The 23,456-nt window shown below is 72.7% G+C and carries 21 protein-coding genes; 15 read left to right on the top strand and 6 right to left on the bottom strand.

Annotation, left to right across the window (positions count from 1 at the left end; translation table 11 throughout):
- Nucleotides 1–343: 343 nt before the first annotated feature.
- From O7614_RS18610 to O7614_RS18660, 11 genes are all read left to right on the top strand, one after another.
- Nucleotides 344–601, top strand: coding sequence for a hypothetical protein (locus O7614_RS18610; RefSeq protein ID WP_278139728.1), 258 nt, complete (start codon nt 344–346; stop codon nt 599–601).
- On the top strand, nt 601–1,485 hold the full coding sequence (locus O7614_RS18615) for a hypothetical protein (RefSeq protein WP_278139729.1): 885 nt from the start codon (nt 601–603) through the stop codon (nt 1,483–1,485). The genes O7614_RS18610 and O7614_RS18615 overlap by 1 nt, the downstream gene beginning before the upstream one ends.
- Nucleotides 1,482–3,074, top strand: coding sequence for a contractile injection system protein, VgrG/Pvc8 family (locus tag O7614_RS18620; protein ID WP_278139731.1), 1,593 nt, complete (start codon nt 1,482–1,484; stop codon nt 3,072–3,074). The genes O7614_RS18615 and O7614_RS18620 overlap by 4 nt, the downstream gene beginning before the upstream one ends.
- Nucleotides 3,074–3,412 carry a hypothetical protein gene (locus O7614_RS18625; protein WP_278139733.1) on the top strand — a complete coding sequence of 113 codons (339 nt, stop codon included), beginning with the start codon at nt 3,074–3,076 and terminating at the stop codon, nt 3,410–3,412. Before O7614_RS18620 ends, O7614_RS18625 begins: the two co-directional genes overlap by 1 nt.
- Nucleotides 3,409–3,843 carry a GPW/gp25 family protein gene (locus tag O7614_RS18630; RefSeq protein WP_278139734.1) on the top strand — a complete coding sequence of 145 codons (435 nt, stop codon included), beginning with the start codon at nt 3,409–3,411 and terminating at the stop codon, nt 3,841–3,843. Before O7614_RS18625 ends, O7614_RS18630 begins: the two co-directional genes overlap by 4 nt.
- Nucleotides 3,840–6,566, top strand: a complete 2,727-nt coding sequence (locus O7614_RS18635; protein ID WP_278139735.1) for a putative baseplate assembly protein — start codon at nt 3,840–3,842, stop codon at nt 6,564–6,566. The genes O7614_RS18630 and O7614_RS18635 overlap by 4 nt, the downstream gene beginning before the upstream one ends.
- Complete coding sequence (locus tag O7614_RS18640; RefSeq protein WP_278139736.1) at nt 6,547–7,062, top strand: phage tail protein; 516 nt, start codon at nt 6,547–6,549, stop codon at nt 7,060–7,062. Before O7614_RS18635 ends, O7614_RS18640 begins: the two co-directional genes overlap by 20 nt.
- On the top strand, nt 7,059–7,982 hold the full coding sequence (locus O7614_RS18645) for a hypothetical protein (RefSeq protein ID WP_278139737.1): 924 nt from the start codon (nt 7,059–7,061) through the stop codon (nt 7,980–7,982). Before O7614_RS18640 ends, O7614_RS18645 begins: the two co-directional genes overlap by 4 nt.
- Nucleotides 7,979–8,440 carry a hypothetical protein gene (locus O7614_RS18650; RefSeq protein WP_278139738.1) on the top strand — a complete coding sequence of 154 codons (462 nt, stop codon included), beginning with the start codon at nt 7,979–7,981 and terminating at the stop codon, nt 8,438–8,440. Before O7614_RS18645 ends, O7614_RS18650 begins: the two co-directional genes overlap by 4 nt.
- Nucleotides 8,441–8,585: 145 nt before the next feature.
- The gene (locus O7614_RS18655; RefSeq protein WP_278139739.1) at nt 8,586–9,341 is read left to right on the top strand and encodes a hypothetical protein; all 756 of its coding nucleotides are present in this window, start codon (nt 8,586–8,588) and stop codon (nt 9,339–9,341) included.
- Between the two features lie 50 nt (nt 9,342–9,391).
- Nucleotides 9,392–11,614: a hypothetical protein gene (locus O7614_RS18660; RefSeq protein WP_278139740.1), complete on the top strand. Its 2,223-nt coding sequence runs from the start codon at nt 9,392–9,394 to the stop codon at nt 11,612–11,614.
- Here O7614_RS18660 and O7614_RS18665 read toward each other — a convergent pair.
- From O7614_RS18665 to O7614_RS18690, 6 genes are all read right to left on the bottom strand, one after another.
- Nucleotides 11,572–12,483, bottom strand: a complete 912-nt coding sequence (locus O7614_RS18665; RefSeq protein WP_278139741.1) for a PmoA family protein — start codon at nt 12,481–12,483, stop codon at nt 11,572–11,574. The two genes, O7614_RS18660 and O7614_RS18665, sit on opposite strands and share 43 nt — an antisense overlap.
- A complete protein-coding gene (locus O7614_RS18670; RefSeq protein WP_278139742.1) occupies nt 12,480–13,190 on the bottom strand; it encodes a hypothetical protein in 711 nt (236 codons plus the stop codon). Before O7614_RS18670 ends, O7614_RS18665 begins: the two co-directional genes overlap by 4 nt.
- Nucleotides 13,174–14,061 carry a carbohydrate ABC transporter permease gene (locus O7614_RS18675; RefSeq protein WP_278139743.1) on the bottom strand — a complete coding sequence of 296 codons (888 nt, stop codon included), beginning with the start codon at nt 14,059–14,061 and terminating at the stop codon, nt 13,174–13,176. The genes O7614_RS18670 and O7614_RS18675 overlap by 17 nt, the downstream gene beginning before the upstream one ends.
- Nucleotides 14,061–15,044, bottom strand: coding sequence for a sugar ABC transporter permease (locus tag O7614_RS18680; RefSeq protein WP_278139744.1), 984 nt, complete (start codon nt 15,042–15,044; stop codon nt 14,061–14,063). The genes O7614_RS18675 and O7614_RS18680 overlap by 1 nt, the downstream gene beginning before the upstream one ends.
- A 91-nt stretch (nt 15,045–15,135) precedes the next feature.
- Nucleotides 15,136–16,485: an extracellular solute-binding protein gene (locus O7614_RS18685; RefSeq protein WP_278139745.1), complete on the bottom strand. Its 1,350-nt coding sequence runs from the start codon at nt 16,483–16,485 to the stop codon at nt 15,136–15,138.
- Between the two features lie 19 nt (nt 16,486–16,504).
- Nucleotides 16,505–17,635, bottom strand: coding sequence for a LacI family DNA-binding transcriptional regulator (locus O7614_RS18690; protein ID WP_278139746.1), 1,131 nt, complete (start codon nt 17,633–17,635; stop codon nt 16,505–16,507).
- Nucleotides 17,636–17,873: 238 nt separating this feature from the next.
- Between O7614_RS18690 and O7614_RS18695 the strand changes: the two genes are divergently transcribed.
- Genes O7614_RS18695 through O7614_RS18710 form a run of 4 tightly spaced genes read left to right on the top strand, consistent with a single transcriptional unit; the run spans nt 17,874 to nt 23,448 of the window.
- Nucleotides 17,874–19,202 (top strand): Gfo/Idh/MocA family oxidoreductase, encoded by a 1,329-nt coding sequence (locus tag O7614_RS18695; protein ID WP_278139747.1) that lies wholly within the window; start codon nt 17,874–17,876, stop codon nt 19,200–19,202.
- 24 nt (nt 19,203–19,226) lie between these two features.
- Nucleotides 19,227–20,663: a glucuronate isomerase gene (gene uxaC / locus O7614_RS18700; RefSeq protein ID WP_278139748.1), complete on the top strand. Its 1,437-nt coding sequence runs from the start codon at nt 19,227–19,229 to the stop codon at nt 20,661–20,663.
- Complete coding sequence (locus tag O7614_RS18705) at nt 20,660–21,964, top strand: enolase C-terminal domain-like protein (protein ID WP_278139749.1); 1,305 nt, start codon at nt 20,660–20,662, stop codon at nt 21,962–21,964. Before uxaC ends, O7614_RS18705 begins: the two co-directional genes overlap by 4 nt.
- The gene (locus O7614_RS18710; RefSeq protein ID WP_278139750.1) at nt 21,955–23,448 is read left to right on the top strand and encodes a mannitol dehydrogenase family protein; all 1,494 of its coding nucleotides are present in this window, start codon (nt 21,955–21,957) and stop codon (nt 23,446–23,448) included. Before O7614_RS18705 ends, O7614_RS18710 begins: the two co-directional genes overlap by 10 nt.
- The last annotated feature ends 8 nt before the right edge of the window (nt 23,449–23,456 follow it).

The raw sequence follows: 23,456 nt of genomic DNA on the forward strand, positions 1-23,456 counted from the left end.
CAGTTGGCGTCCACGCGCACCCTCCACCCCCACCACCCGCCCCAGCCCCAGCCCCAGCCCCAGCCCCAGCCCCAGCGAGATCTTGGAAGAATTCGGCCCCTCCAGGGGCAGTTACCTTCCAAGGTCCACAGCCGACTCCGCCGACGTCGGCGGGGCGAGGCCGGGCCGGGCAGCGGCTCGCGACGGGCGGTCAGGTCTCCGGGGGGCGAGCACGGGCCGGGGGTCAGCGCCGAGGCCGGCGAGTTCCGCGCACAGTTCGGCGACAGCCGAGGGCGCAGTGACGGCGGCTGACGGCGACCGGTGGCCGGCCCTCACGGACGATCGGGCACGGTCGGGGCAGCAGGTGGGCGAGCGAGTTGGGCGGCACACCGGGCACCGCGACGGTCCGGCCGCGACGACCGTCGGTGTGGCCTGGGTCGGCTCGGCGCACCACGACCCGGGCGGCGGGCGAGGGCCGGAGGGCACACCCACCCAGGTCGACGCGACGGCGTTCGACCCCTGGCCGGCGCTACCGGACGACAACGCGCTGTGGACGGTGCCGGGTGACGTGCTGGACGCCGCCCACCTGGTTCGACTGGACCGGGAACAGGCGGGCGACTGATGGAACGTGTCGCCTTCCTCATCGACTCCTCCGGGGAACGGGTGGACTGCCTGCTCAACCCGGAGACCGTGCAGGTGACCCGGCTCGCCGGCGTACGCCATCGGGGTGCCGCCGGCGGGCAGCTCACCGGCTCCGGGCTGGCGGACGACCCGCTGGTCTTCACCGGCGGCGGCCGGACCGAACTGGTGCTCGACCTGCTGTTCGACGTCGACTTCGTGGAGGCGCAGGTCCGTCCGGTCGACGTCCGGGTGCTCACCCGTCCGCTGTGGATGCTGGCGGAGAACTCCGCCGTCGAGCATGGTTGGCTGCGCCCTCCGCTGGTGCGGTTGGTCTGGGGAAAGACCTGGAACGTACCCGGCGTGATCATCGCGGTGGCGGAGCGGTTCGACGCGTTCACCGGCACCGGGTCGCCCCGACGCTCCTGGCTGCGGCTGAAGCTGGTCCGGGCCGCCGAGACGGCCGACCAGGCGGAGGTCGGCTTCGAAGAGGAGTTGGCCGCGGCGAGCACCCCGGCCGCCGCACCGGGCAGCGCGGTGATCGCCGCCGGCGACGGCGCGGCCGAACCGGGCCGTAGCGGCGTGCGCTTCGACCTGCTGGCCAACGACGCGCTCGGCTCACCGTTGCGCTGGCGCCTGCTGGCCGAACACAACCGGATCACCGATCCCCTCGCCGTGCCGGCCGGCACCACCCTCGCGGTCCCACCACCGGGTGCCCCGAGCGGCGGCGCAACGGTGGTGGGTGCGGTGACGGGCGCCGCGCGGGCGCTGGCCGGCGCGGTGGGTGCCGGCGCGTCGTTCGTCGGAGCGTCGACCGCCACCGCACCCGCCGCCTGGGGCCCGTCGGGCTCCACCGCCCCCGGCACCAACCCCGGGGGTACGCCGTGACGAGCGGGGCGCCCCGGGCGTTGACCGTCCTGCTCGACGGCGTCGAGTTGGCCGGCGCGGCCCGTCAGCGGATCCGCTCGCTGCGCGTGGCGGCACGCCTCGACCAGCCCACCCAGGCCGAGTTGGTGCTCGCCACCACCGTCGGGGCCGGCGCGTTCGACCCGGCGGTCCGCCTCGGCACGACCCTCGACGTACGGCTGGCCGATCATGCCGATGCCCTGTTCGGTGGTGAGGTCACCGCGGTGGAGGTCGACTACGCCGCCGACGGTGCCGCGCTGCTGCGGCTGCGCGCGTACGACCCGCTGCACCGGCTGCGTAAGCGGCAGGGGTTGCGGGTGTTCACCTCGGTGACCGCGGTGGAACTGGCGCGGGAGCTGTGCGGCGAGGTGGGGTTGACGGTGACCGCCGACGTCGACGGGCCACGGGTGGAACGGTTGTCGCAGCACCGGCACAGCGACCTGGAGTTGCTGCGGGAGGTGGCCGGGCGGGCCGGGCTGCACCTGGCTGCCGACGGTGACGGGGTCCGGTTGGTCACCCTCGCCGGTTACGGGGAGCCGGTCGCGTTGACCCTCGGCGCGGGTGTGCACACCCTGCGACTGTCCACCAACGCCGACCAGGCCGGCGGTGCGAGCGTGGCCCTGGGCTGGCACCCGCAGCGGGCCGTGGTGATCAGCCAGCAGGCCGACGAGGCGCGCTGCGGCCGATCCGCCGACGACCGCCCGGACCCGGCCGACGTGGGCGCCGGCGGGGTGCGTACCGCCGTGGACCAGCCCGGCCGCAGCGACGACGAGTTGGCGGCGTTGGCCCAGGCCCGACTGGACACCCGGGCGGCGGCGCTGGTCACGGCCGAGGGGGTGGCCGAGGGCGATCCGGCGCTGCGGCCGGGCCGGCGGATCGACCTGGGCGGTGTGCCCGACCCGGTCGCCGGGGCGTACGTGCTGACCGAGGTGGTGCACACAGTGGACGGCAACGGGCACCTGACCCGGTTCTCCACCGTGCCGCCGGTCGCCCCTCCGACCGAGGCCGGCGGTGCGGTGGTCACCCTGGGCACGGTCACCGACGTCGGTGACCCGGACGGGCTGGGCCGGGTCCGGCTGACCCTGCCGGCGTACGGGGGCCTGGACGCCGGCTGGCTGGCCGTCCTCTGCCCCGGCGCGGGACGGGGCAAGGGCCTGGTGGCGCTCCCCGACCCGGAGGACACCGTGCTGGTGGTGCTGCCCGGCGGCGAGCCGGCGTCGGGCATCGTGCTCGGTTCGCTGTTCGGCGCCGTCGAGCCGTACGACGCGGGCATCGACGGCGGGCGGGCCCGGCGCTGGACGATGCGTACCGCCGGCGGTCAGTCGATCGTCGTCGACGACGTGAACCGCAGCCTGCGACTGGCCACCGAGGGCGGCAGCTTCCTGGAACTGACCCCCGATCTGGCCACCCTGCACGCGGCGTCCGACCTGGTGATCTCCGCACCCGGCCGGGCGATGGTGGTACGCGCTCGCAGCGTGGACTTCCTGCACGCCGAGTCGACCGAGGACGCGACGACGGCGGCCCAGCAGGCCCGTTCCCTCGCCCGCGCCCACCACGAAGGAGGCGGCTGATGCGCTGGATCCACAGGGACTCGGTGATCACCTGTGATCACGACGGCCGGGTCGAGAACCGGCCGTCGCGGGAGTGGGTGACCGTCACCGGCGTGCCCGTGCTGGTGGACGACGACCCGGAAGGACGCTCCATCGTCGCGTGTCCGAACTACGGCCCGACCGTCAAGCCGTGCACGAAGACCCTGACCGTCCGGGTCGGCTACAGCGACTGGGTGCGCGTCGACGGGCACCGGGTGGTGCTCTCGCACCTGTCGGGGTTCACCAACGGCACGCCGCCGGGGCTGGTCAAGCACACCGTGCGGGACCCGCGCCAGCAGTTCCTGGGAGCGGACCGGTGAGGGCCTTCCGCTTCGTCGGTGCCGGCTTCGACGCCGGCCGTAGCGGCGGGTTGGCGCTCACCGCCGCCGGCGGCCTGGCGATGACCGAGGGCGACGAGAGCGTACGGCAGGCGCTGTTCCTGCTCTTGTCGACCACGCCGGGCGAACGGCTGATGCGACCCGGGTACGGGTCCCGGCTGCACCGGTTGGTCTTCGCACCCAACGACGACACCACGGCCGGCCTGGCCATCCACTACGTCCGGCAGGCCATCGCCCGGTGGGAGCCCCGGGTCGAGGTGATCGACGTGGACGCCGGGCCGGACCCGGACGACGCGTGGCGGCTGGTGATCCGGTTGGACTACCGGGTGCGGGCCAGCCTGACACCCGGGCAGCTGGTCTTCTCCGTGGACCTGCTCCCGGCCGACGAGCCCGTGCAGGGAGGACCCTCATGACACTGCCCGTGCCGCACCTGGACGACCGCGGCTTCCTCGACCTGGTCACCGAGGCCCGGGATCGGATCCGGCAGTCCTGCCCGGCGTGGACCGACCTGTCGGCGCACGACCCCGGCATGGCGCTGGTGGAGGCGTTCGCGCACCTGACCGAGGTGATGATCTACCGGCTGAACCAGTTGCCGGAGAAGGCGTACGTCTCGTTCCTGAACCTGCTCGGGGTCTCCCGGCACGCACCGACCGCCGCCTGGGCGGACGTCCGGTTCACCCGTACCGGCACCGATCGTGTGGCGGTCCGGATCCCGGCGGGCCTGCGGGTCGCGGCGGCTCGCGGCGCGGACCCCCGGCCGGTCGTGTTCGTCACCACCGAACCGGCGTTGCTGCCCGCCGACGAGACGTCGGTGACGGTACGGATGCACCACTGCGAGACGGTCGAGGCGGAGCTGCTCGGTGTGGGCACCGGCCAGCCGGGTCAGGTGCTACGCGCCGCGCACGCCCCGCTGGCGCACACCGCCGAACCGCTGGACCTGCTGCTCGGCGTGGAGGTGCCGGCCGGCACCGTGGAGTTGGGCGCGGCGGCCCGCGAGCACGACGGCCGCACGTTCGAGATCTGGCAACCGGTGGACAGCTTCGCCGGGCTCGGCCCGCAGTCCAAGGCGTACCTGGTGGACCGCTGCTCGGGCACCGTCACCTTCGCCCCGGCCCTGGACCTGCGGCCCTCGGCCGCGCCGCCGGACGCCGCCGCGCCGGCCCCGGCGGGCGCCCCGACGCCGGTGACCGGGGCGGCCCCGACGCCGGTGACGGTTGCGGCCGTGCCGCCGGCCGGGCGGCAGGTCCGGCTCTGGTACCGGTGCGGTGGCGGTCCCGTCGGCAATGTGGCGGCGGGCACCCTGGCCAGCCTGCGCGACCCCCTGCCCGGGGTGAAGGTGGACAATCCCACGCCGGCCGCCGGTGGCCGCGAGATGGAGGCGCTGGAGTCGGTGCTGCTGCGCGGCCCGTACGAGTTCTTCGCGCAGCAGCGGGCGGTGACCGCCCGCGACTTCGAGGTGCTCGCCACCAGCTCCGGCGCGGTGGCGAGAGCCCGGGCGTTCACCCGCGCGGCGGTGTACAGCTTCGCCCGGCCGGGCGAGGTCGAGGTGGTGCTGGTCCCGTACGTGCCGCCCACCGCGCGCCCCAACGGCCGGCTTCCGGTGGCGGTGCTCCGTGAGCACGAGGTGCCGGAGGCGCGGCACCGGGTCGAGGCGGACCTGGAGGAACGCCGGATGGTGGGCATCCGGTCCCGGGCGACGTGGGCCCGGTTCAAGGCGGTGTCGGTACGCGCCCGGGTGGTGGTCCGCCGGGAGGAGGACGTGGACGCCGTCCGCAGCCGCATCCACGACCGGCTGCACCAGACGTTGAGTCCGCTGCCGACCGCGCTGAACCCGACCGGTTGGCCGTTCGGGGAGCCACTGCGGGCGTCCAACGTGTACCGGTTGCTGGAGCACGCCGAGCCGGGTGTGCGCTACGTCGAGTCGGTCCGGTTCGTGGTCGACGAGGCCCCCGACGCGGAGGTCCGCGCCCTGGCCGTGGACCAGTACCAGCCGCGCACCTGGTACGCCGGGCGCGGCCCGGTGGTGTTCCGCTCCAGCAACGCCGGCGCGGGATGGGAGCCGGCCGGCCGCTTCGAGGGCGAGACGGTGCTGCGGGTGGCGCCCGCTCCCGCGCCGGTACGACCGGGCATCGTGGCGCGTCCCGGCTCGGTGGCCGTGGTGACCCTACGCGCCTCCGGCGGCTCCCGGGTGCACCTGAGCACCGACCTGGGCGAGACGTGGTCGCTGCTCACCGACCTGGACTCGCGGATCTCCGACGTGGCCTGGCTGGACCGTGACGGCGCGGGCGCGTTGCTGGTCGCCACCGACACCGGCCTGTACGAGGTGTCGCTGCTGCCCGGGGCGGTGCCGTTGCAGATCCTGGTCGACCCGTCCGACGCCGATCGGGGGTTCTACGCGGTACGCGCGTTCGTCTCGGAGCGTGGCGCACCCGGTGTCGCGGTGGCCGCCCAGGCGAGCTTCGGGGTGTACCTGTCGACCGCCGGTGGTCGGCCCGGCAGCTTCACCCACGTCGGGTTGTCGAACGTGGACAACCGGGTCCTCGCCGTGCAGTACGACGGCCCCGCCACGTTGCTGTGGAGCGGGGCCGGCGAGCCGGACCCGAAGAAGCCCGGCCAGGGCTGTCACCGCACCCGGCTGTTCGAGTCCGACGTGAAGTGGCAGTCGACGCAGTCCGGGTGGATCGGCGGCACCTGCCGCGACCTGGCGATCGCCGGGTCGCTGGCGGTGGCGGCCACGCAGAGCGGCGGGGTGTTGCGGCTGGACACCCTGGCCGCGCAGCCGCAGTGGCAGTCGGTGTCGGTCAACTGCGGGTTGCCGCTGCGGGACCGGACCCGGTTCGTGCCGGTCGACGCCATCGCGGTGAGCGGCCCGACGGCCGGCACCACGACAGCCGGCGGCACGGGCGGCACGACGGCCGGCGGTTCCGGTGCGTCGGCCGGTGGTTCCGGTGCGTCGGAGCGGCTGATCCTGGCCGGCGGCGACCGCGGCGTCCACCGCAGCGCCACCGCGGTCGACTGGACGCCCAGCGCCAACCAGGCCACCGCCGACGTGGTGACCGTCCCGGATACCTGGCTGCTCTGCTCCGGCGAGCACGACATCGAGGTGGTGCGCCAGGATGCGACGCTCGGCGATTGAACGGCTGCTGCCCGCCGCATACCAGCGGGCCTGCGTGCCCGGCAGTGTGCTCTGGACGCTGCTGGACGTCATGGAGGCGCTGCACGCCCCGGACGAGGCGATCCTCGCCGAGGTGGACGCCCTGTTCGACCCGTACCGGGCGCCGGACGGGCTGGTCGTGCGGTTGACCCGCTGGGTGGCGATGGATCACGTGGTGGCGTCGTCCCGGCCGGACACTCCGCTGCCGCTGCCGGTGGGCCGGCTGCGTGACCTGGTGGCCAACGCCGCGTTGCTGGCCCGGTGGCGCGGCACCCCGTACGGGATACGCCGGGCTCTTGAACTGGCCACCGGAATGTCGGGCTTCACGATCGACGAACCCGCCGAGCAGCCGTTCCACGTGGTGGTGCGGGTGCCGGCGGCCGCCGCCGGTCAGCTCGCCGTGATCACCCGCATCGTCGAGGCGGAGAAGCCCGCCTCGACCACCGTCGAGATCGTCCTGGAAGAGGAGTCGTCATGACCACCGAGTGGGCGGTCGTCGCCGCCGCCGAACAGTTCACCCTCGACCCCCGCAACAGCGGCGAGCTGACGTTCACCGTCTCCAACCCGGGCAACGCGCCGGACACCGTCGTGTTCGACGTGGCTCCCGGTGACGGTTCGCAGCGGGCGTGGTTCACCGTCGCCGAGCCGCAACGGGTGGTACCCGGGCAGGGCTCGGTGTCGTTCCTGGTCACACTTGCCGTGCCGGCCGGCACCGCACCTCGGCGCTACGACATGACCGGGTTCGCGTACTCGGCGAACACCGCCCCGGAGGAGAGTTCCCGTTCCAGCGGTCGGGTCACCTACGAGGTGCGGGCGGTCGCGCCGCCCCGGCGTACCCCCTGGTTGTGGATCGCCGCCGCGGCGGCGTTGGTGTTGGTGGTGGTGACCGTGGGAGTCGTCCTGCTGACCCGCGACTCGGGCCCCGGCGAGCCACGCGTGGTCACCGTCGAGGCGGAGAGCCTCATCGACGGTGCGACCGTCGAGTCACCGAGGAAGAGCGGGGCGACGGTGGAGGCGCAACCCGACTGCTGCGAGTTGACCTGGTCCGGCGGCAACCAGTTGTTCTTCAGGGGTCTGGCCATCGGCGACAAGGTCACGATGACGGTGCAGATCCCGGCCGACGGCACGTGGCGGTTCGCCGCGGTGCGGACCACCGCCACCGACTACGCCAACACCGTCTTCTCCATCGACGGCAACCAGGTCGGGGGCACGTTCCTCGGTTTCACACCGAGTGTGCTGAAGACAGAGTTCCTCGACGTCGGCACGGTCCAGCTCACCAAGGGCCCGCATCAGGTCACCCTGCTGGTGGTCGGCAAGACGCAGGGCACCAACCGCTACTACGCCGGCGTCGACGTGCTCCGGTTCAGCGAGGTCGTGTCACCGGCCGCCGCGCGATGAGCGGCCGGCAGAAGGCACTGCTGGGAGTGCTGGCCGTCCTGCTGGTGGCGCTGTTCGTGGTCGCCATCGGGGCGGGCCGCGACGACCGGGGTGACCCGGGAGCCCGGCACGGGCTGGTCGACCGGTTGGGGGCGCTGGGCGGCGAGCAGGCCGCGGTGGACCCGGCGACGGTCAGCGCCGACTGCTTCGAGGAGCCCGGCCGACTGGTCTTCTCGGGCAGTTGCGAGCTGCGCGTCGCCGATCCCGGCGGGTTACGCACCCTGGTGCTGCGCAGCGCGGCGCGGTTCACGGTCACCGCGCCGGCCCCGGGCGACGCCGACCTGACCATCCGTGACGAGGTCGAACCGGCCGCCGACGGCACCGGGGCGGTGGCGAAGATCGCCGTCGACGACGCCACCGAGATCGGCGTGCGCTGTCCCGGCCTCGGTTCCTGCACGGTCGTCGTGGCGACGTCCTGACCTGTCGTCGTGGCGTGCTGACCTGCCGTCGTGGCGTACTGACCCGCCGTCGTGGCGTGCTGACCCGCCGTCGTGGCGTGCTGACCCGCCGTCGTGGCGTGCTGACCCGCCGTCGTGGCGTGCTGAATTGAGAGGAGGCGCTGTCGTGGGTGACCTGCGTAAACCGTTCCTGCTGCTGGCCATGCTCGCCATCGTCCTGGCGATCGGGGTGGAGTTGGGCGCCGGGCTGCTGATCGGCGGCGGCGACGCCGGGGCGGCCCTGGCCGACAGCGCCGGAGCGTTGGACGTCCAGATCGACGACGTGTCCGGGGTCAGCGAGCCGTCCGGCCGGGGCACCGGCTACCTGGCCTTGATCGACGCGGTGGCGGTCTGGAGCACCGGGCTGTTCTGCCTGGGCCTGCTGCTGCCCGAACGGGTCCAGGGTCGGGTGCAGGGCGTCGCCAGCCTGATCTTCTCGATCATCCTGATCATCGTGGGGCTGATCGCGCTGCTGGTCGCGTTCGTGGAACTAATGATCATGGTGTCGCTGTTCCTGGCCGTCCCGTTCGGCACCCTGGCGTACCTGGCTCTGTGGGGGTTCTTCCCGGTCGGCGAAGCGGCGGTGTTACTCGGGCTGGTGCTGCTGCTCAAGCTCGTGTGGGCCGGGCTGCTGGTGCTGGCCCAGCCGCGGTTCCTGCAGAACAAGGGCCTCGTCCTGCTGATCCTGACCACCCTGCTGTGCACGGTCGTGCTGGAGTTCCTGCACAACCTGGTGCCGGTGATCCTGGTCAGCATCGTCGACGACGTGGCGGCGCTGGTCTTCGCGATCATCGCGATCATCTGGGGGGTGGTGCTGCTGATCGGCTCGATCCCGGCGATCGTCAAGGCGATCCGCGTCACCGCCGCCCTACCGGCCCGTTGACGTTTGCGGGATCGGCAGTGCCCGACGGGATTGTCTGTGACCCTGACGGCGTGGACAGAACGCCGGGACGCGACGCGGTCGAGCTGCGCGTACACGGTGTCTCCGGGGTCACCGCCGAACGGATCCTCGACCACCCGATCGTGGTCCGGGTCGCCGGAGACAGGCACGCCGGCTTCTTCCGGCCCCGGCCGGGCAGCGGTATCGCCGGCGGGGCCACCGACGGGGTCGCCGTCGAGGCGTACCGCTGGGGTTCGTTGACCGCTGGCGTGGCCGTCCGGACGGCGTCGATGTTGCTGCTGCTGCCCTTCATGCTGAGCAACCTGGCGATCTGGCTCCGCCCGCCGGGGCACGACCGGTGGGGGCTGCTCGGCGCGCTGTGCCGGTTGCTCGCCGGCACCCTCACTGCCACGTTCGTGCTGGCGGCGGTGGGCGTCACGCTGGACCTGGTCGGCTGGCAGTGCGTGCCCTACCCCGGGTGCCGGGCCAGCCGCCCCTACCTGGCCTGGCTGCACACCCTCCCGACCGGACCCCGACTGGCGCTGCTGTCGGTCGTTCCCCTGCTGGCGCTGCGGGTCGTCTGGGCCATCGGCATCCGGTCGGCGCGGGCCTTCGAGGGGTTCGGCCCGTCGTCGGCGACACACCGGTCCGGCGGCCCGACCGGGAACCTCGCCGACGCCGGCTTCTGGCAGGACGAACAGACCACCGGCTGGCTGCGCCAACTCCACGTGATGCTCGGCGTCGGGACGCTGAACGCCGCCCTGCTCGCCGGCATCGCACCGGGTGGGGTGGGTGCGCCCGGTCACCGCGTGCTGTTCGGGATCACCGTCGGGCTGCTCGCGGTCGAGGTGGTCCTGCTCGCCCGGCCCGTGCCGGCCGGGCCGGCGAGGGCCCGACGGCTCCTGCACCCCCTCTGGACGGTCACCGTGGTGGTGACCGTGTGCTGCCTCGGCTCGGCCACGCTCGCGGACCCGGCACCGGAGGGCCTGGGCCAGCTGCCCGGGTACGAGGGCCTCGCCGCCGGGATGGTCGCCACGCAGGGCGTCCTGCTCGTCGTGCTCACCGTCGTCACGTACACCCGGCAGCGTGCCGCCCGCGACGACGAGCGCCCCGTCCTTCACGGGCTCGGCACCCCGATCATGGCCGCGGCGGCGGTGAGCGTCGGCGCCGCCTTCACCGCGACCCTGGTCTACCGCGTCGCGGACGCCCTCGACCGCGGTGACATCCCCGACCCGATCCGACCCAACCCGCCGGTCGTCGGCCCGCTGGAACCACCGGTGTCCTACTGGTGGGCGGCGCTCGCCGGGCTCGCCGCGCTGCTGATCGGGGCGGCGGTGACCTCGGCGACCCTCCTGCTGACCCGCCGGCGGCGACGGAGACTGGCGGCGCGGATCATCGAACGGGACTACCCCGACGCGCCGGCGCCGGACGCGCACCGGCTGCGCCTGGTCCAGGAGACGATCGCCCGGTCCCGGATCACCGAGGAGCTCGGCCCGGTGCTGATCGCGTTCCTGGTGATCGCGTCGCTCGGGCTGGCCACCGTCGCCTTCGACGTGATCGGGATCGGTCCCACCCAGCTCGCGGACCGCCTGGGCGGGTACGGCGGCGCGGCGGCCGTGTTCGCCGCCTACGTCACCGACGCCGGGGTCTGGGTGATCAGCCTGCTGGTGATCTGCCTCATGATCCTCGGTTTCCGGGCGTACCGGTCGGCGCAGACCCGGCGGGTGGTGGCGGTGCTCTGGGACCTCGGCACGTTCTGGCCCCGGACGGTCCACCCGTTCGCGCCGCCCTGCTACGCCGCCCGCGCTGTTCCGGAGCTGGCGAAACGGGTCACCGGGCTCACCGCGCGGCGGCCGGTGGTCCTTTCCGGGCACAGCCACGGCTCGGTCCTCGCCGCGGCCACCATCCTGCAACTACCGCCGGCCGTGCTGGCCCGGGTCTCGCTGCTGACGTACGGCTCACCGCTGCAACGCACCTACGCGCGGCTCTACCCGGCGTATCTCGGGCCACGGACGCTGCACGACCTGGGCGCGCGGATCGACTGGCGGTGGCGCAACCTGTGGCGCGACACCGACCCGATCGGCGGGCCGATCTTCCCTGCCGGCTCGGACGGCCCACCGCCCGGCGTCGACGTCGACACCCGGCTGCGCGACCCCCGCAGCCTGACCATCGATCCGGCGGACACCGTGCCACCGCCGATCGAAGGACACTGGCCGTACCACACCCAGGCCGCCTACCAGCTGGCCGTCCGCGAGCTGACCGACCGCTCCCGCTGACCGGGGCCGCCCGCACTGTCACGCACCGCCGCGACCAGGGCCGCGACCCGGCCCCGGTCGAGGATCCCGTCGGCCACCCACACCCGGTACCGGCCGTGCCGGCTCCCACCGGCCGGCACCACCGCCGGCCGGTCGAACGCGAACGCCACACAGACACCCGGGTACATCCCGGTCCGCACGAACCACCGGTCGTCAGGGCCGAGGCCCGCGAAGACCAGGGTGTACGCCCCACCGCCGGACCGCACGCCGGTCAGCGCGAGCCACGGCGCCGCACTGCCGTTGACCGTCTCCTCCCCGGCCGCGTCGGCGGTGAACACCTCCGGTTCGCCGTCGGCGACGGCCCGCCAGAAGAACCCGCCGTAGCCGGCCCCGCCCGGGCGGCCGTTGGTGGCCGGGCTGCCCAGCCGCACCTCCCGGTCGTCCGGGGCGACGAGGACGGACTCCACGTCGAGCCGCCAGGCGTCCAACCCGACCACCGAGGCGCTGAGCCACCGCCGTTCGGTCAACAGCACCCCGCCGGCCCGGTCGCGCCACTCGAGGTCGTGCCCGTACCGGGCCGGGGACCGTTCGACCTCGCCGGTGTGCGCGATGACGCCATGGTCGTCCCGCCAGGTGTAGCCGACGTCGCGGACGTAGGTGCGTCCACCCCAGAGGTTGGTGCCGTCGACGTCCTGCACCGCGAGGGACGCGCCGAGGTGCCACACGTGGTCGGCGGGGAGCGCGTCGGTGACCACAGTGCCGCCGAGGGTGCGCACCGGGTGCAGGTACGGTCGGGGCCCGTGCCGCGCGTCCAGCGCCGGGTCGATGACGTACCGGGCCACCTCGGCCCCGCCGACCAGCAGCCGCACCAGCTTTTGTGCCCCGCTCACGGCAACTCCGCGTGCGCCGGCACCGACCGGCGGCCGGCGGGGTCGACGGCGACCGGTCGGCCGCCGGCGCGGTCTGCCCGGCGGGAGGTGACGGCCGCGGCGATCGGCTGGCGGTTGGTGACGGCGTGCAGGGCGGCCAGCGTGTATCCGGCGAGGATCGGCACCGCGACCGGGGTGACCAGGACGGCGAGCAGCCCGGCCAACGCGACCACCCCGGTGGGCGCGGCCCAGCGGGTAGGTGCGTCGAGGCAGGCACGGGCGGTGGAGCGGGCCGCCTCCCGCCACCGCCCGCCCCCGTTGCCGCCCACCTCGACGACGACCAGCCCGGCGTACCCGGCCAGGCCGGCCGTGACCAGTGCCGTCACCAGCAGCGCCACCGGGCCGCCGGGCACCCGGCCGGTGGCCAGGGCCGCGAGGTCGGCGGCGAGCAGCCCGGCCACGCCGAGCGCGAGCAGGCTGACCGGCGCCCCGGGCAGCACCGAGCGGCCGAAGCGGCGCACTGTGGTCCGCGCGGACGGCCAACTGCCGGTACGCGTCCAGTCGTGCAGGGCCGCGCTGGCCGTGCCCACGGCCGCGCCGGCGGTGAGCAACGGCAGTGCGGCGAGGGTCAGCAGGATGCCCAGCAGCGCGAGGTCGGCGGCGTCGCGGACGACGTCGCGCCAGTCCCGGCGGGCGTCACTGTCGGCAGGTTCAGCCCTTGATGCCACTGGTGTTGATCCCCTCGACGAGCATCCGCTGGAAGGCGACGAAGAACAGGAAGACCGGCAACAACGACAGCACCGACATGGCGAACATCGGGCCGACCGCACTCTGGCTGGTCGAGTCGATGAAGAGGGTCAGCGCGACCGGCACTGTGTAGTCCTCCAACTGGGACAGGAAGACCAGCTGCCGGAAGAAGTCGTTCCAGGTCCAGATGAACGAGAAGATCGCCGTGGTGACCAGCGCCGGGCGGCTCAGCGGCAGGATGATGTGCCGGAAGATGCCGAACGGGCCGGCGCCGTCGATCCGGGCCGCCTCGTCCAACTCCCGCGGCACACCGCGCATGAACTGCACCATCAGGAAGACGAAGAACGCCTCGGTGGCCAGGAACTGCGGGATGAGCAGCGGCAGGTACGGCCACTCGCCGCCGACCAGCCCGAGGGTCCGGAACAGGATGTACTGCGGCACGATCAGGACGTGCTGGGGCAGCAGCAGCGTACCGATCATGACGGCGAACCACATGCCGCGCAGCCGGAACCGCAGCCGGGCGAAGGCGTACGCGGCCAGCAGGCAGGACAGCCCGTTGCCGACCACGGTGAGCAGGCTGACCATGGCGCTGTTGAGGAAGAACCGGCCGAAGCTGACGTCGAAGTTGGACCACCCGGCGGTGTAGTTGCCCGGGGTGAACCGCTCGGGCAGCAGCCCGAGGTTGTTGACGATCTCCTCCTGCGACTTCACCGAGGTCCCGATCATCCAGATCAACGGGTAGAGCACCACGGCGACGATCGCCACCAGGATCAGCAGCCGCAGCACCGGTCGGCCACCGGGCCGCCGGCGCGCATTCGGCGGCGCTGTGGTCGTCGGGGTCACCGCCACCATCACCGGTCCTCCCCGTCGGAGTAGTGCACCCAGAACCGTCCGGTGCTGAAGAAGATCGCGGTGATCACCGCGATGGCGAGCAGGAATACCCAGGCCATCGCCGAGGCGTAGCCCATGTCGAGTTCGGTGAAGCCGGTGATGTAGAGGTTCAGCGTGTACATCAGGGTGGAGTCGACCGGGCCGCCGGTGCCGTTACTGAGCACGAACGCGGCGGTGAAGCCCTGGAACCCGTTGATGGTCTCCAGCACCAGGTTGAAGAAGATGACCGGGGAGAGCATCGGCAGGGTGACGTTGCGGAACTGGCGGAACCGGCCCGCCCCGTCGACCGAGGCGGCCTCGTAGAGTTCGGTGGGCACCTGCTTGAGCCCGGCCAGGAAGATCACCATCGGCGCGCCGAACTGCCAGATGGCCAGCACCATCAGCGTCTCCAGGGCCCAGTCGGGGTCGTTGACCCACGGCTTGCCGGTGATGCCGAAGAGGCTCAACAGCGAGTTGAACGCGCCGTCGCGGTTGAACATGTTGACCCAGACGATGGCCAGCGCGACGCTGCCGCCGAGCAACGACGGCAGGTAGAACAGGCCCCGGAACAGCCCGACCCCGCGCCAGGCGCGGTTGAGCAGCAGGGCCACGCCGAGTGCGGCGGCGAGCTTCAGCGGCACGGCGACCAGCGCGAAGGTCAGGGTGACCCGCACCGCGTGCCAGTACGACGGGTCGGCGGTGAACATCCGTTCGTAGTTGGCCAGCCCCACCCACTCCACCTCGGAGAACGGGGTGAGGATGTCGTAGTTGGTGAAGCTCAGGTAGAGCGACAACAGCATGGGGATCGCCGTGACACCCATCAGCCCGATGAGCCACGGCGACAGGAAGACGTACCCGGCCAGGCCTTCGCTGTGCCGGAGACGGCCGGGCCCACGCCTGTCGGTGTGGGCCCGGTCGGTTCCGGGGCCGCGTCGGGTCGGGTCGGGCGCCGTGGTCAACGCCACGAACAGCTCCTCTCCTCGCGGTGGGTCTGGGTGGAGTTCCTGGCCCGCCGCAGGCCGGCCAGGGACGTCGACACAGAACCCCGTGCGGCGGTCAGGCGATGGCGGACTTGCACGCCTCGACGAATTGGGCGGCGGCCTCGGCGGGGGTGGCCCGGCCGTACTGCGCGTTCTCGGCGGCCTTGATCAGCTCCGACTTGACCTTGCTGTGTCCCTTGATCGGCACCTGTGGCGACGCGCCGAACTTCTGGGTCAGCTCCGCTTCCACGGCGATGGACTGCTTCATGGCCGGGTCGGTGGTGTCGTCGCTGACCACGCGGCGCAGGTCCAGGTTGGACGGCAGACCTCGGTCGGTGCCGAGCAGCTTGACCGCCTCCAGGTCGTTGTTCAGGAAGTTGATCACGTCGACCGCGACGTCCTTGTTCCTGCTGCCCTTGAACACCGACCAGTACATCGAGGCCCGGGCCCACTGCGCGCTGGGGTCACCGGGGTAGGCGATCACGCCCAACTCGTCCTTGGTGTTCTTCTTCAGGTCCGGCATCTGGTTGGCCCAGACCCAGGAGGTCGCCGACTTGCCGGTGACCACCAGCTGCTTGGTGACGTCGCTGGAGTTGCCCTCGTGGATGACGTCGGCGGTCGGGGTGGCCTTGCGGTCCCGGGCGCCCTTCCACAGGTCGAACCACGTGGTCACGTCCTCGGCGGTGAAGCCCAGCTCGGAGCCCTTGTAGAGGTCCTTGCCCTGCTGCCGCAGCCACACCCAGAGCGCCTTGTAGTCGGCGCTCGGGTCTTGGGTGCCGGGCACGCCGGTCTTCTTCGACACCTCCTCGGCCCAGGCGATGTGCTGCTCCCAGGTCATCCCGGTCGTCGGCTCGGGCAGGTTGTTAGTGGTCAGCAGCGTCTTGTTGTAGACCAGGCCCTGGGTGTTCTCGCCGGCGGCGAGGCCGGCGAGCTTGCCGTCGACAACGCCGTACTGCCAGAGGCTCTCGGGGAACTTGGAGGTGTCCAGTTTGCCGGACTTCTGGTACGAGGTCAGGTCCAGTGTGGTGTTGCGGGCCGCGTACTCGGCCAGGTAGTTGTCGTCGATCTGGAACAGGTCCGGCGGGTTGCCACCGGCGGTGAGGGTGGCCAACTTGTCGAAGTAGCCCTGGTTGGCCTGCCAGGTCTTCTCGAAGGTCACGTTCGGGTGCTTGGCCGTGTAGAGGGCCAGCGCGTCCTCGGTCAGCTTGGCCCGGGCGTCGCCGCCCCACCAGAAGATGGAGAGCTTGACCGGGGCGTTCGGATCGGCGGCGGGCTCGTCGTCTCCGCCACAGGCGGCAGCCCCGAACATGAGCGGTGCGGCGACCGTCACGGCGAGCAGGCCACGCAGCAGGCGCCGCCGAGGCAGCGCGGTACGGTGAGCGCGCCCGACGGGCGCGTCAGTGGTGGGGGGCGTTGCGGGGTGCATGTGCGCTCACTCCTCGGCATTAGGAGGCGACGGCGTCACCGGTGGCCGCGGTCGGGATGCCCGGGCCCGCAGGGCAATGCGGGTCCGGGCCCTGCGGCGCGGCCAGGGGACGTGCCGGTCGGGCGTACGGGCCCGGACCGGTCGAGTCGCGGATGACCAGGTCGGTCTGGAGCATTACCTGTGCGGTGGTACGACGGACGCCGAGCGCCGCGCCGGCACCCAGCCCTCGCGCGCCGCGCGGTGACTCGGTGTCCTGTTGCAACAGCATGTCGACGGCCGTCCGGCCGGCGGCCCCGGTGGGTGTGGCCACCGTCGTCAGTTTGGGTCGGGTGAGCCGGCTCAGGGCGATGTCGTCGACCCCGACGACACTCACCTCCTGCGGTACCCGGACCCCGAGCGCGTCCAGCCCCTCGATGAGGCCGATCGCCATCAGGTCGTTGTAGGCGAGCACCGCCGACACGCCGCTGCGCCGCACCTGCTCGGCGACGGCGGATCCGCCGGTCTCGGTGGGCGCGTTCGGGCCGAGCACTGTCAACTCCGCGCCGCCCGCTCGGGCGGCTGCACCTGCGGCCCGGCGCATCTCCCGGTTGGTCCAGGAGCTGCGCGGGCCACCGAGCAGCGCGATGCTGCGGTGCCCCAGGCCGACCAGGTGCTCGATCGCCGTCCGGGCGCCCTGCCCGACGTCCATCAGCACGCAGGGCAGGCCGGCCACCTGGCGGTTCACGACCACCAGCGGCACCTCACGGCTGAGCTGCTCGATCAGGCTGTTGCTCATCCGTGGACTGCACAGCAGCACCCCGTCCACCTGCTTCGCGAGGGCGTGGACCAGTTCCTCCTCCGCGGTGGGGTCCTCGTTGGTGTCCGCCACGAACACGTGGTAGTCGCGGTGCCGGGCCTGACTCTCCGCCGCCTTGATCAGCGGCGGAAAGAACGGGTTCGCGATGTCCGCGATGATCAGCCCGATGTTGTGCGTACGCCCGGTGATCAGCGACCTCGCGGCCCGGTTCGGCCGGTAGCCCAGATCCTCCGCGCAGGCCAGCACCCGGACCCGGGTCTCCGGGTTGACCAGGTGCGGGGCCGAGAAGGTGCGGGACACGGTGGAGATGTGCACACCGGACGCCCGGGCGACGTCCCGGATGGTGACTGGCACGGCGGCCCCTTCGTCCGATGTGGTGGCGGTCACGTGGGTGTGGCCCATTAATGCAAACGGTTGCGCCAGTGTCAACGGTGAATGGCTACAGGTTTGTTGCATCCAGACTCCCCTTGGTGACCTACCGACGCACAAACGAGGACATTTACCACCGTTTACATCGTCACCGTTGACGCGATCACATCGATCGTGATTACTTCACTGCAAACCTTTGCAGGACCACCGGAGAGGCGACCGCATGTCACCGAGAGCCGACGGCCGGGTCCGGTACGCCGTCGTGGGCACCGGCGCGCGAGCGGAGATGTTCGTCCGCGCCCTGGTGCTCGACCACGCCGACACCGCCGAGCTGGTCGCCTTCGCCGACGTCAACCAGGCCCGGATGGACGCGCACAACCGCTGGTTGGCCGAGCTGGGTCACCGTCCGGTGCCCACGTACCCGGCCGGTGACTTCACCGCCATGCTGGACTCCGAACGCGTCGACGTCGCCCTGGTCACCAGCGTCGACGTCACCCACGACGAGTACGTGGTGGCCGCGTTGCGCGCGGGCCGGCAGGTCGTCACCGAGAAGCCGATGACAGTGGACGTGCCGCGCTGCCGGCGCATCCTGGACACGGTGACCGAGACCGGTGGTCGGGTGACCGTCGCGTTCAACTACCGCTACAACCCGCTGCACGAACAGGTCCGCCGGCTGCTGGCCGAGGGCGCGGTCGGCGAAATCGGTTCGGTGCACTTCGAGTGGCTGCTCGACGTGCGTCACGGCGCCGACTACTTCCGCCGCTGGCACCGCGACAAGGCCACCTCCGGCGGGCTGATGGTGCACAAGGCCAGCCACCACTTCGACCTGGTCAACTGGTGGCTGGCCGCCACTCCCGTCGAGGTGTACGCCGCCGGACGGCTCTTCTTCTACGGCGCGGACGGCCGCCGGCACGGCTACGCCCGCGACTACGACCGGGCGTACGGCTCCCCCGCCGCCGCCGACGACCCGTTCGCGCTGCGACTCGACGCGCACCCCCGGCTGCGCGAGTTGTACCTCGACGCCGAGGCCGAGGACGGCTACCAACGCGACCGCAACGTCTTCGCTGCCGGGGTCACCATCGAGGACGACATGGCAGTGCTCGCCCGCTACTCCACCGGCGCCACGATGACCTACCACCTCACCGCGTACGCCCCCTGGGAGGGTTACCGGGTGATGGTCAACGGCAGTCGGGGCCGGCTCGAACTGGAGGTCACCGAGAGCGACTTCGTCGACCGGGGCACCGCCGGCGCGGTCAAGGGTGCCGCCCTGCACGGCACCGAAGCCCCGGCCGAGGGTGGTGGTGCGACCCTCACCCTGCGCCCGTTCTGGCAACCGCCCCGGCAGATCCCCGTCGAGGGTCGCAGCCGACACGGCCACGGCGGCGCGGACGCCCGGATGACCGGAGTGCTCTTCGGTGGTCGACCCGACCCCCTCGACCGCGCCGCGACCGCCGACGACGGCGCCTTGGCCCTGCTCACCGGCCTCGCGGCCAACCGGTCCTTCGAGACCGGCCGACCGGTCCGGGTCGCCGACCTGCTCAACCCCCGCTGACCAGGAGACGAGGAGCCCATCCCCGTGCCGACGTTCGACCACACCGACCTGCTCCTGCCGCCCGAACCGGGCCAGCGCGCGCTGGCCCGGGAGCTGTACGCCCTCGCGGCGGAGCAACCCATCATCTCGCCGCACGGGCACGTAGACCCGGCGCTGCTGGCCGAGGACCGGCCCTTCGGAGACCCGGCACAGCTGCTCGTCGTGCCCGACCACTACCTGACCCGGATGCTGCTCAGTCAGGGCGTACCCCCGGCGGACCTCGGTGTGCCCACCCGCGACGGCAGCCCGGTGGAGACCGACGGGCGGGTGATCTGGCGCCGCTTCGCCGCGCACTGGCACCTGTTCCGGGGCACCCCGTCGCGGCTCTGGCTGGAGCAGACCTTCCGCACCGTGTTCGGTGTGCACACCCCGCTCAACCCGGCCACCGCCGACACCGTCTACGACGAGATCGCGGCCCGGCTCGCCGAGCCGGACTTCCGGCCCCGGGCGCTGTTCGAGCGGTTCGGCATCGAGGTCCTCGCGACCACCGAGTCGCCGCTGGACGACCTCGGCCAGCACGCCAAGCTCGCCGCCGACGGCTGGGGCGGGCCGGGCGGCCGGGTGGTCACCACCTTCCGTCCGGACGACGTGGTGGACATGGAGTTCGAGGGCTGGTCGACCAACGTGGACCGGCTCGGCGAGCGGGCCGGCGAGGACACCGGCACGTACGCCGGTTACCTGGCCGCGCTGCGGGCCCGGCGCGCCGCGTTCATCGCCGCCGGCGCGACGTCCTCCGACCACGGACACCCCACCGCACGCACCCTGGACCTGACAGCGGAAGAGGCCGAGCGACTGTACGACCGGGGCCGACGCGGCCAGGCCGACGCCGCCGACGCGGAGGCCTTCCGCGCGCACATGCTCGTGGAGTTCGCCCGGATGTCACTCGACGACGGCCTGGTCATGCAGCTGCATCCCGGCGCGGTACGCAACCACAACCGCTGGCTGCACGCCCGGCACGGCCGCGACGTCGGCGGCGACGTTCCGCAGGCCACCGAGTACGTGCACGCGCTGGCCCCACTGCTGGGGCGCTACGGCAACGACCCCCGGTTGAAGGTCGTGCTCTACACCCTCGACGAGGACACCTTCACCCGCGAGCTGGCGCCCCTGGCGGGCGGGTACGCCGCGCTGCTGCTCGGCGCGCCCTGGTGGTTCCTGGACTCCCCGGAGGTGCTGCGCCGGTTCCGGGAGACGGTCACGGAGAGCGCCGGCTTCTACAACACCGCCGGGTTCGTCGACGACACCCGGGCGTTCTGCTCCATCCCGGTACGCCACGACGTGGCCCGCCGGGTCGACGCCGGCTTCCTGGCCCGGCTGGTCGCCGAGCACCGGCTGCCGATGGACGAAGCGGCCGAGACCATCGTCGACCTGGCGTACCGGCTGCCCAAGAGGGTCTTCAACTTCAAGGGAGTCGCTGACCAGTGACCACCACCATCACCTCCGTCGAGGTACACGACGTGCGGTTTCCGACCGCCGCGCGGGGCGACGGCTCCGACGCCATCAACCGGGGCGACTACTCGGCGACGTACGTGGAGTTGGGCACCGACGTCGGTGCGACCGGCGCGGGGTTCACCTTCACCAACGGCCGGGGCAACGAGATCACCTGCGCGGCGGTGCACGCGCTGGCCCACCACGTACGGGGACGCACGGTCGAGGAGATCGCGGCCGAGCCGGTGAGGTTCTGGCGCTCGCTCAGCGCCGACGTGCAGCTGCGCTGGCTGGGCCCGGAGAAGGGCGTCATCCACATGGCGACCGGCGCCCTGGTCAACGCGGTCTGGGACCTGCGGGCCCAACTGGCCGGCAAGCCGATGTGGCGGTTCCTCGCCGAACTTCCCACCGACGAGCTCGTCGCCAGCGTCGACTTCCGGCACATCAGCGACGCGCTCACCCCGGACGACGCGGCGGCGATCCTCGACAAGGGACGCGACGGCCTGGCCGACCGGTTGGCGACGCTCGAACGGGATGGCTTCCCGTCGTACACCACCTCGGTCGGCTGGCTCGGCTACCCGGACGACAAGGTGCGGGCGCTGACCCGGCAGGCGTACGACCAGGGGTGGCGGGCGATGAAGATGAAGGTCGGCGGCCCGCTCGCCGACGATCTACGGCGGGCCCGGATCATCCGGTCCGAGATCGGCCCGGACGCGCTGCTGATGATGGACGCCAACCAGGTCTGGGACGTCGACGAGGCGATCACCGCGATGACAGCCCTCGCGGAGGTGGACCCGTACTGGATCGAGGAGCCGACGCACGCCGACGACATCCTCGGTCACGCCCGGATCGCCCGCGCGGTGACCGAGCTGACCGGCGGCCGATGCCGGGTCGCCACCGGCGAGGTGGCCGCCAACCGGGTGATCTTCAAGCAGTTGTTGCAGGCCGAGGCGATCGGCGTGATGCAGGTCGACGCCTGCCGGGTCGGTGGCGTCAACGAGGTGCTGGCCGAGCTGCTGCTGGCCGCGAAGTTCGCGGTGCCGGTCTGCCCGCACGCCGGCGGGGTCGGCCTCTGCGAGTACGTCCAACACCTGGCGATCTTCGACTACCTGCGGGTCGGCACCGGCCTCGACGGGCGGATGATCGAGTACGTCGACCACCTGCACGAGCACTTCGTGGACCCGGTGCGGACCCGCGGTGGCCGCTACCTGCTGCCCGAGCGGCCCGGTTACAGCGCCACCATGAAACCGGCGTCGATCGTCGAGTTCCGCTTCCCGGACGGTCCGGCGTGGCGGTGACCGTTGGCGCGTCCCGGCTCGGCCTGGGCAGGTTGCGCCACCTCCCCGTCGAGGCCCGTCCCCTGATCCGACCGGGGACGGTGCCGACCGGCGTCGTACACCTGGGGTTGGGCGCGTTCCACCGGGCCCACCAGGCGGTCTTCACCGAGGCGGCGGTCGGCGCGGCCGGCGGCGACTGGGGCATCGTGGCCGTCGCGCCGCGCAGCACCGCCGTGGTCGAAGCGCTCGCCGCCCAGGACAACCTGTTCACCGTCAGCGCCCTCTCCGCCGCCGGCAGCGCCACCCGGGTCGTGGGCGCGCTGAGCGGCGTACGGCATGCGGCCAGCGACCCGGACGCCGTGGTGGCGCTGCTCGCCGACCCGGCGGTGCGCGTGGTGACCCTGACCGTCACCGAGAAGGCGTACCAACTCGACCCGGTGACCGGCCACCTGTCCCCGGATCCGGCGCTCGCCGCGGACCTGGCCGGCGGCCGTCCGCCGAGCACGGTGCCGGGGCTGCTGCTGCGCGGGCTGGCCGCCCGGGCCGCCGCGGACGCCGGGCCGGTGGCCCTGGTCAGCTGCGACAACCTCCCGGCCAACGGCCGTCGGCTGCGGGGCATGCTCGACCAGACGGTCGGTCGTGCCGCCCGGGTGCCCGCCGGGCTGGTCGACTGGGTGGCCGCCAACGTCTCCTGCCCGGGCACCATGGTGGACCGGATCGTCCCGGCCAGCACCCCGGAGACGATCGAGGCGGTACGCCAGGCGCTCGGCGTCACCGACCTGGCGGCGGTCGCCGCCGAACCGTACGCGCAGTGGGTGATCGAGGACGACTTCCCCGGCGGCCGGCCGGGCTGGGAGCACGCCGGGGCGGTGCTCACCGACGACGCCGGCCCGTGGGAGCGGTTGAAGCTGCGCGCGCTCAACGGCGTCCACTCGGCGACGGCGTACCTGGGCGCGCTGGCCGGTCGGGAGACCGTCGCCGAGGCGCTGGAGATCCCGCACCTGGCCGACGTGCTGCGCCGACTGATCGCCGAGGACGTCGCGGCGAGCTTCACCCCACCGGACGGGGTCCGGGTGGTCGACTACGGCGAGGAGGTCCTCGCCCGGTTCGGTAACCCGGCGATCCGCCACCGCACCCTCCAGGTGGCGATGGACGGCTCGCAGAAGCTGCCGCAGCGCGTCCTGCACACCATCGCCGACCTGCGTGCGGCCGGCCGGTCCGCGCGCTGGGGCGCGCTGGTGGTGGCGTCCTGGTTGCGCTTCGCGCTGGGGTACGCCGACGACGGTCAGCCGTTGCCGTTCCAGGACCCCCTCGCCGGACCGATCCGCGCGGCGCTGGACGCCGGCCGGCAGAGCCCGGCGGGCGCGGTGGACGCGCTCTTCGCGCTGCGCGAGGTCATCCCGGTGGAGGTCGCCGAGGACGACGAGGTCCGCGCCGACGTGGTCGCCTGGTTGACGGCGCTGGAACGACACGGCGTCGAGGCCACCCTGGCCGGTGCCCGATGAACGGGCGC

Origin of the sequence: Micromonospora sp. WMMD961 (assembly GCF_029626145.1) — a bacterium.
Taxonomy (GTDB): Bacteria; Actinomycetota; Actinomycetes; order Mycobacteriales; family Micromonosporaceae; genus Micromonospora.

Coding starts and splice junctions, on each gene's coding strand:
- O7614_RS18650 (WP_278139738.1), top strand. CDS start 7,979: ATGAGCGGCCGGCAGAAGGCACTGCTGGGAGTGCTGGCCGTCCTGCTG.
- O7614_RS18675 (WP_278139743.1), bottom strand. CDS start 14,061: ATGGTGGCGGTGACCCCGACGACCACAGCGCCGCCGAATGCGCGCCGG.
- O7614_RS18695 (WP_278139747.1), top strand. CDS start 17,874: ATGTCACCGAGAGCCGACGGCCGGGTCCGGTACGCCGTCGTGGGCACC.
- O7614_RS18635 (WP_278139735.1), top strand. CDS start 3,840: ATGACACTGCCCGTGCCGCACCTGGACGACCGCGGCTTCCTCGACCTG.
- O7614_RS18645 (WP_278139737.1), top strand. CDS start 7,059: ATGACCACCGAGTGGGCGGTCGTCGCCGCCGCCGAACAGTTCACCCTC.
- O7614_RS18625 (WP_278139733.1), top strand. CDS start 3,074: ATGCGCTGGATCCACAGGGACTCGGTGATCACCTGTGATCACGACGGC.
- O7614_RS18640 (WP_278139736.1), top strand. CDS start 6,547: ATGCGACGCTCGGCGATTGAACGGCTGCTGCCCGCCGCATACCAGCGG.
- O7614_RS18615 (WP_278139729.1), top strand. CDS start 601: ATGGAACGTGTCGCCTTCCTCATCGACTCCTCCGGGGAACGGGTGGAC.
- O7614_RS18685 (WP_278139745.1), bottom strand. CDS start 16,485: ATGCACCCCGCAACGCCCCCCACCACTGACGCGCCCGTCGGGCGCGCT.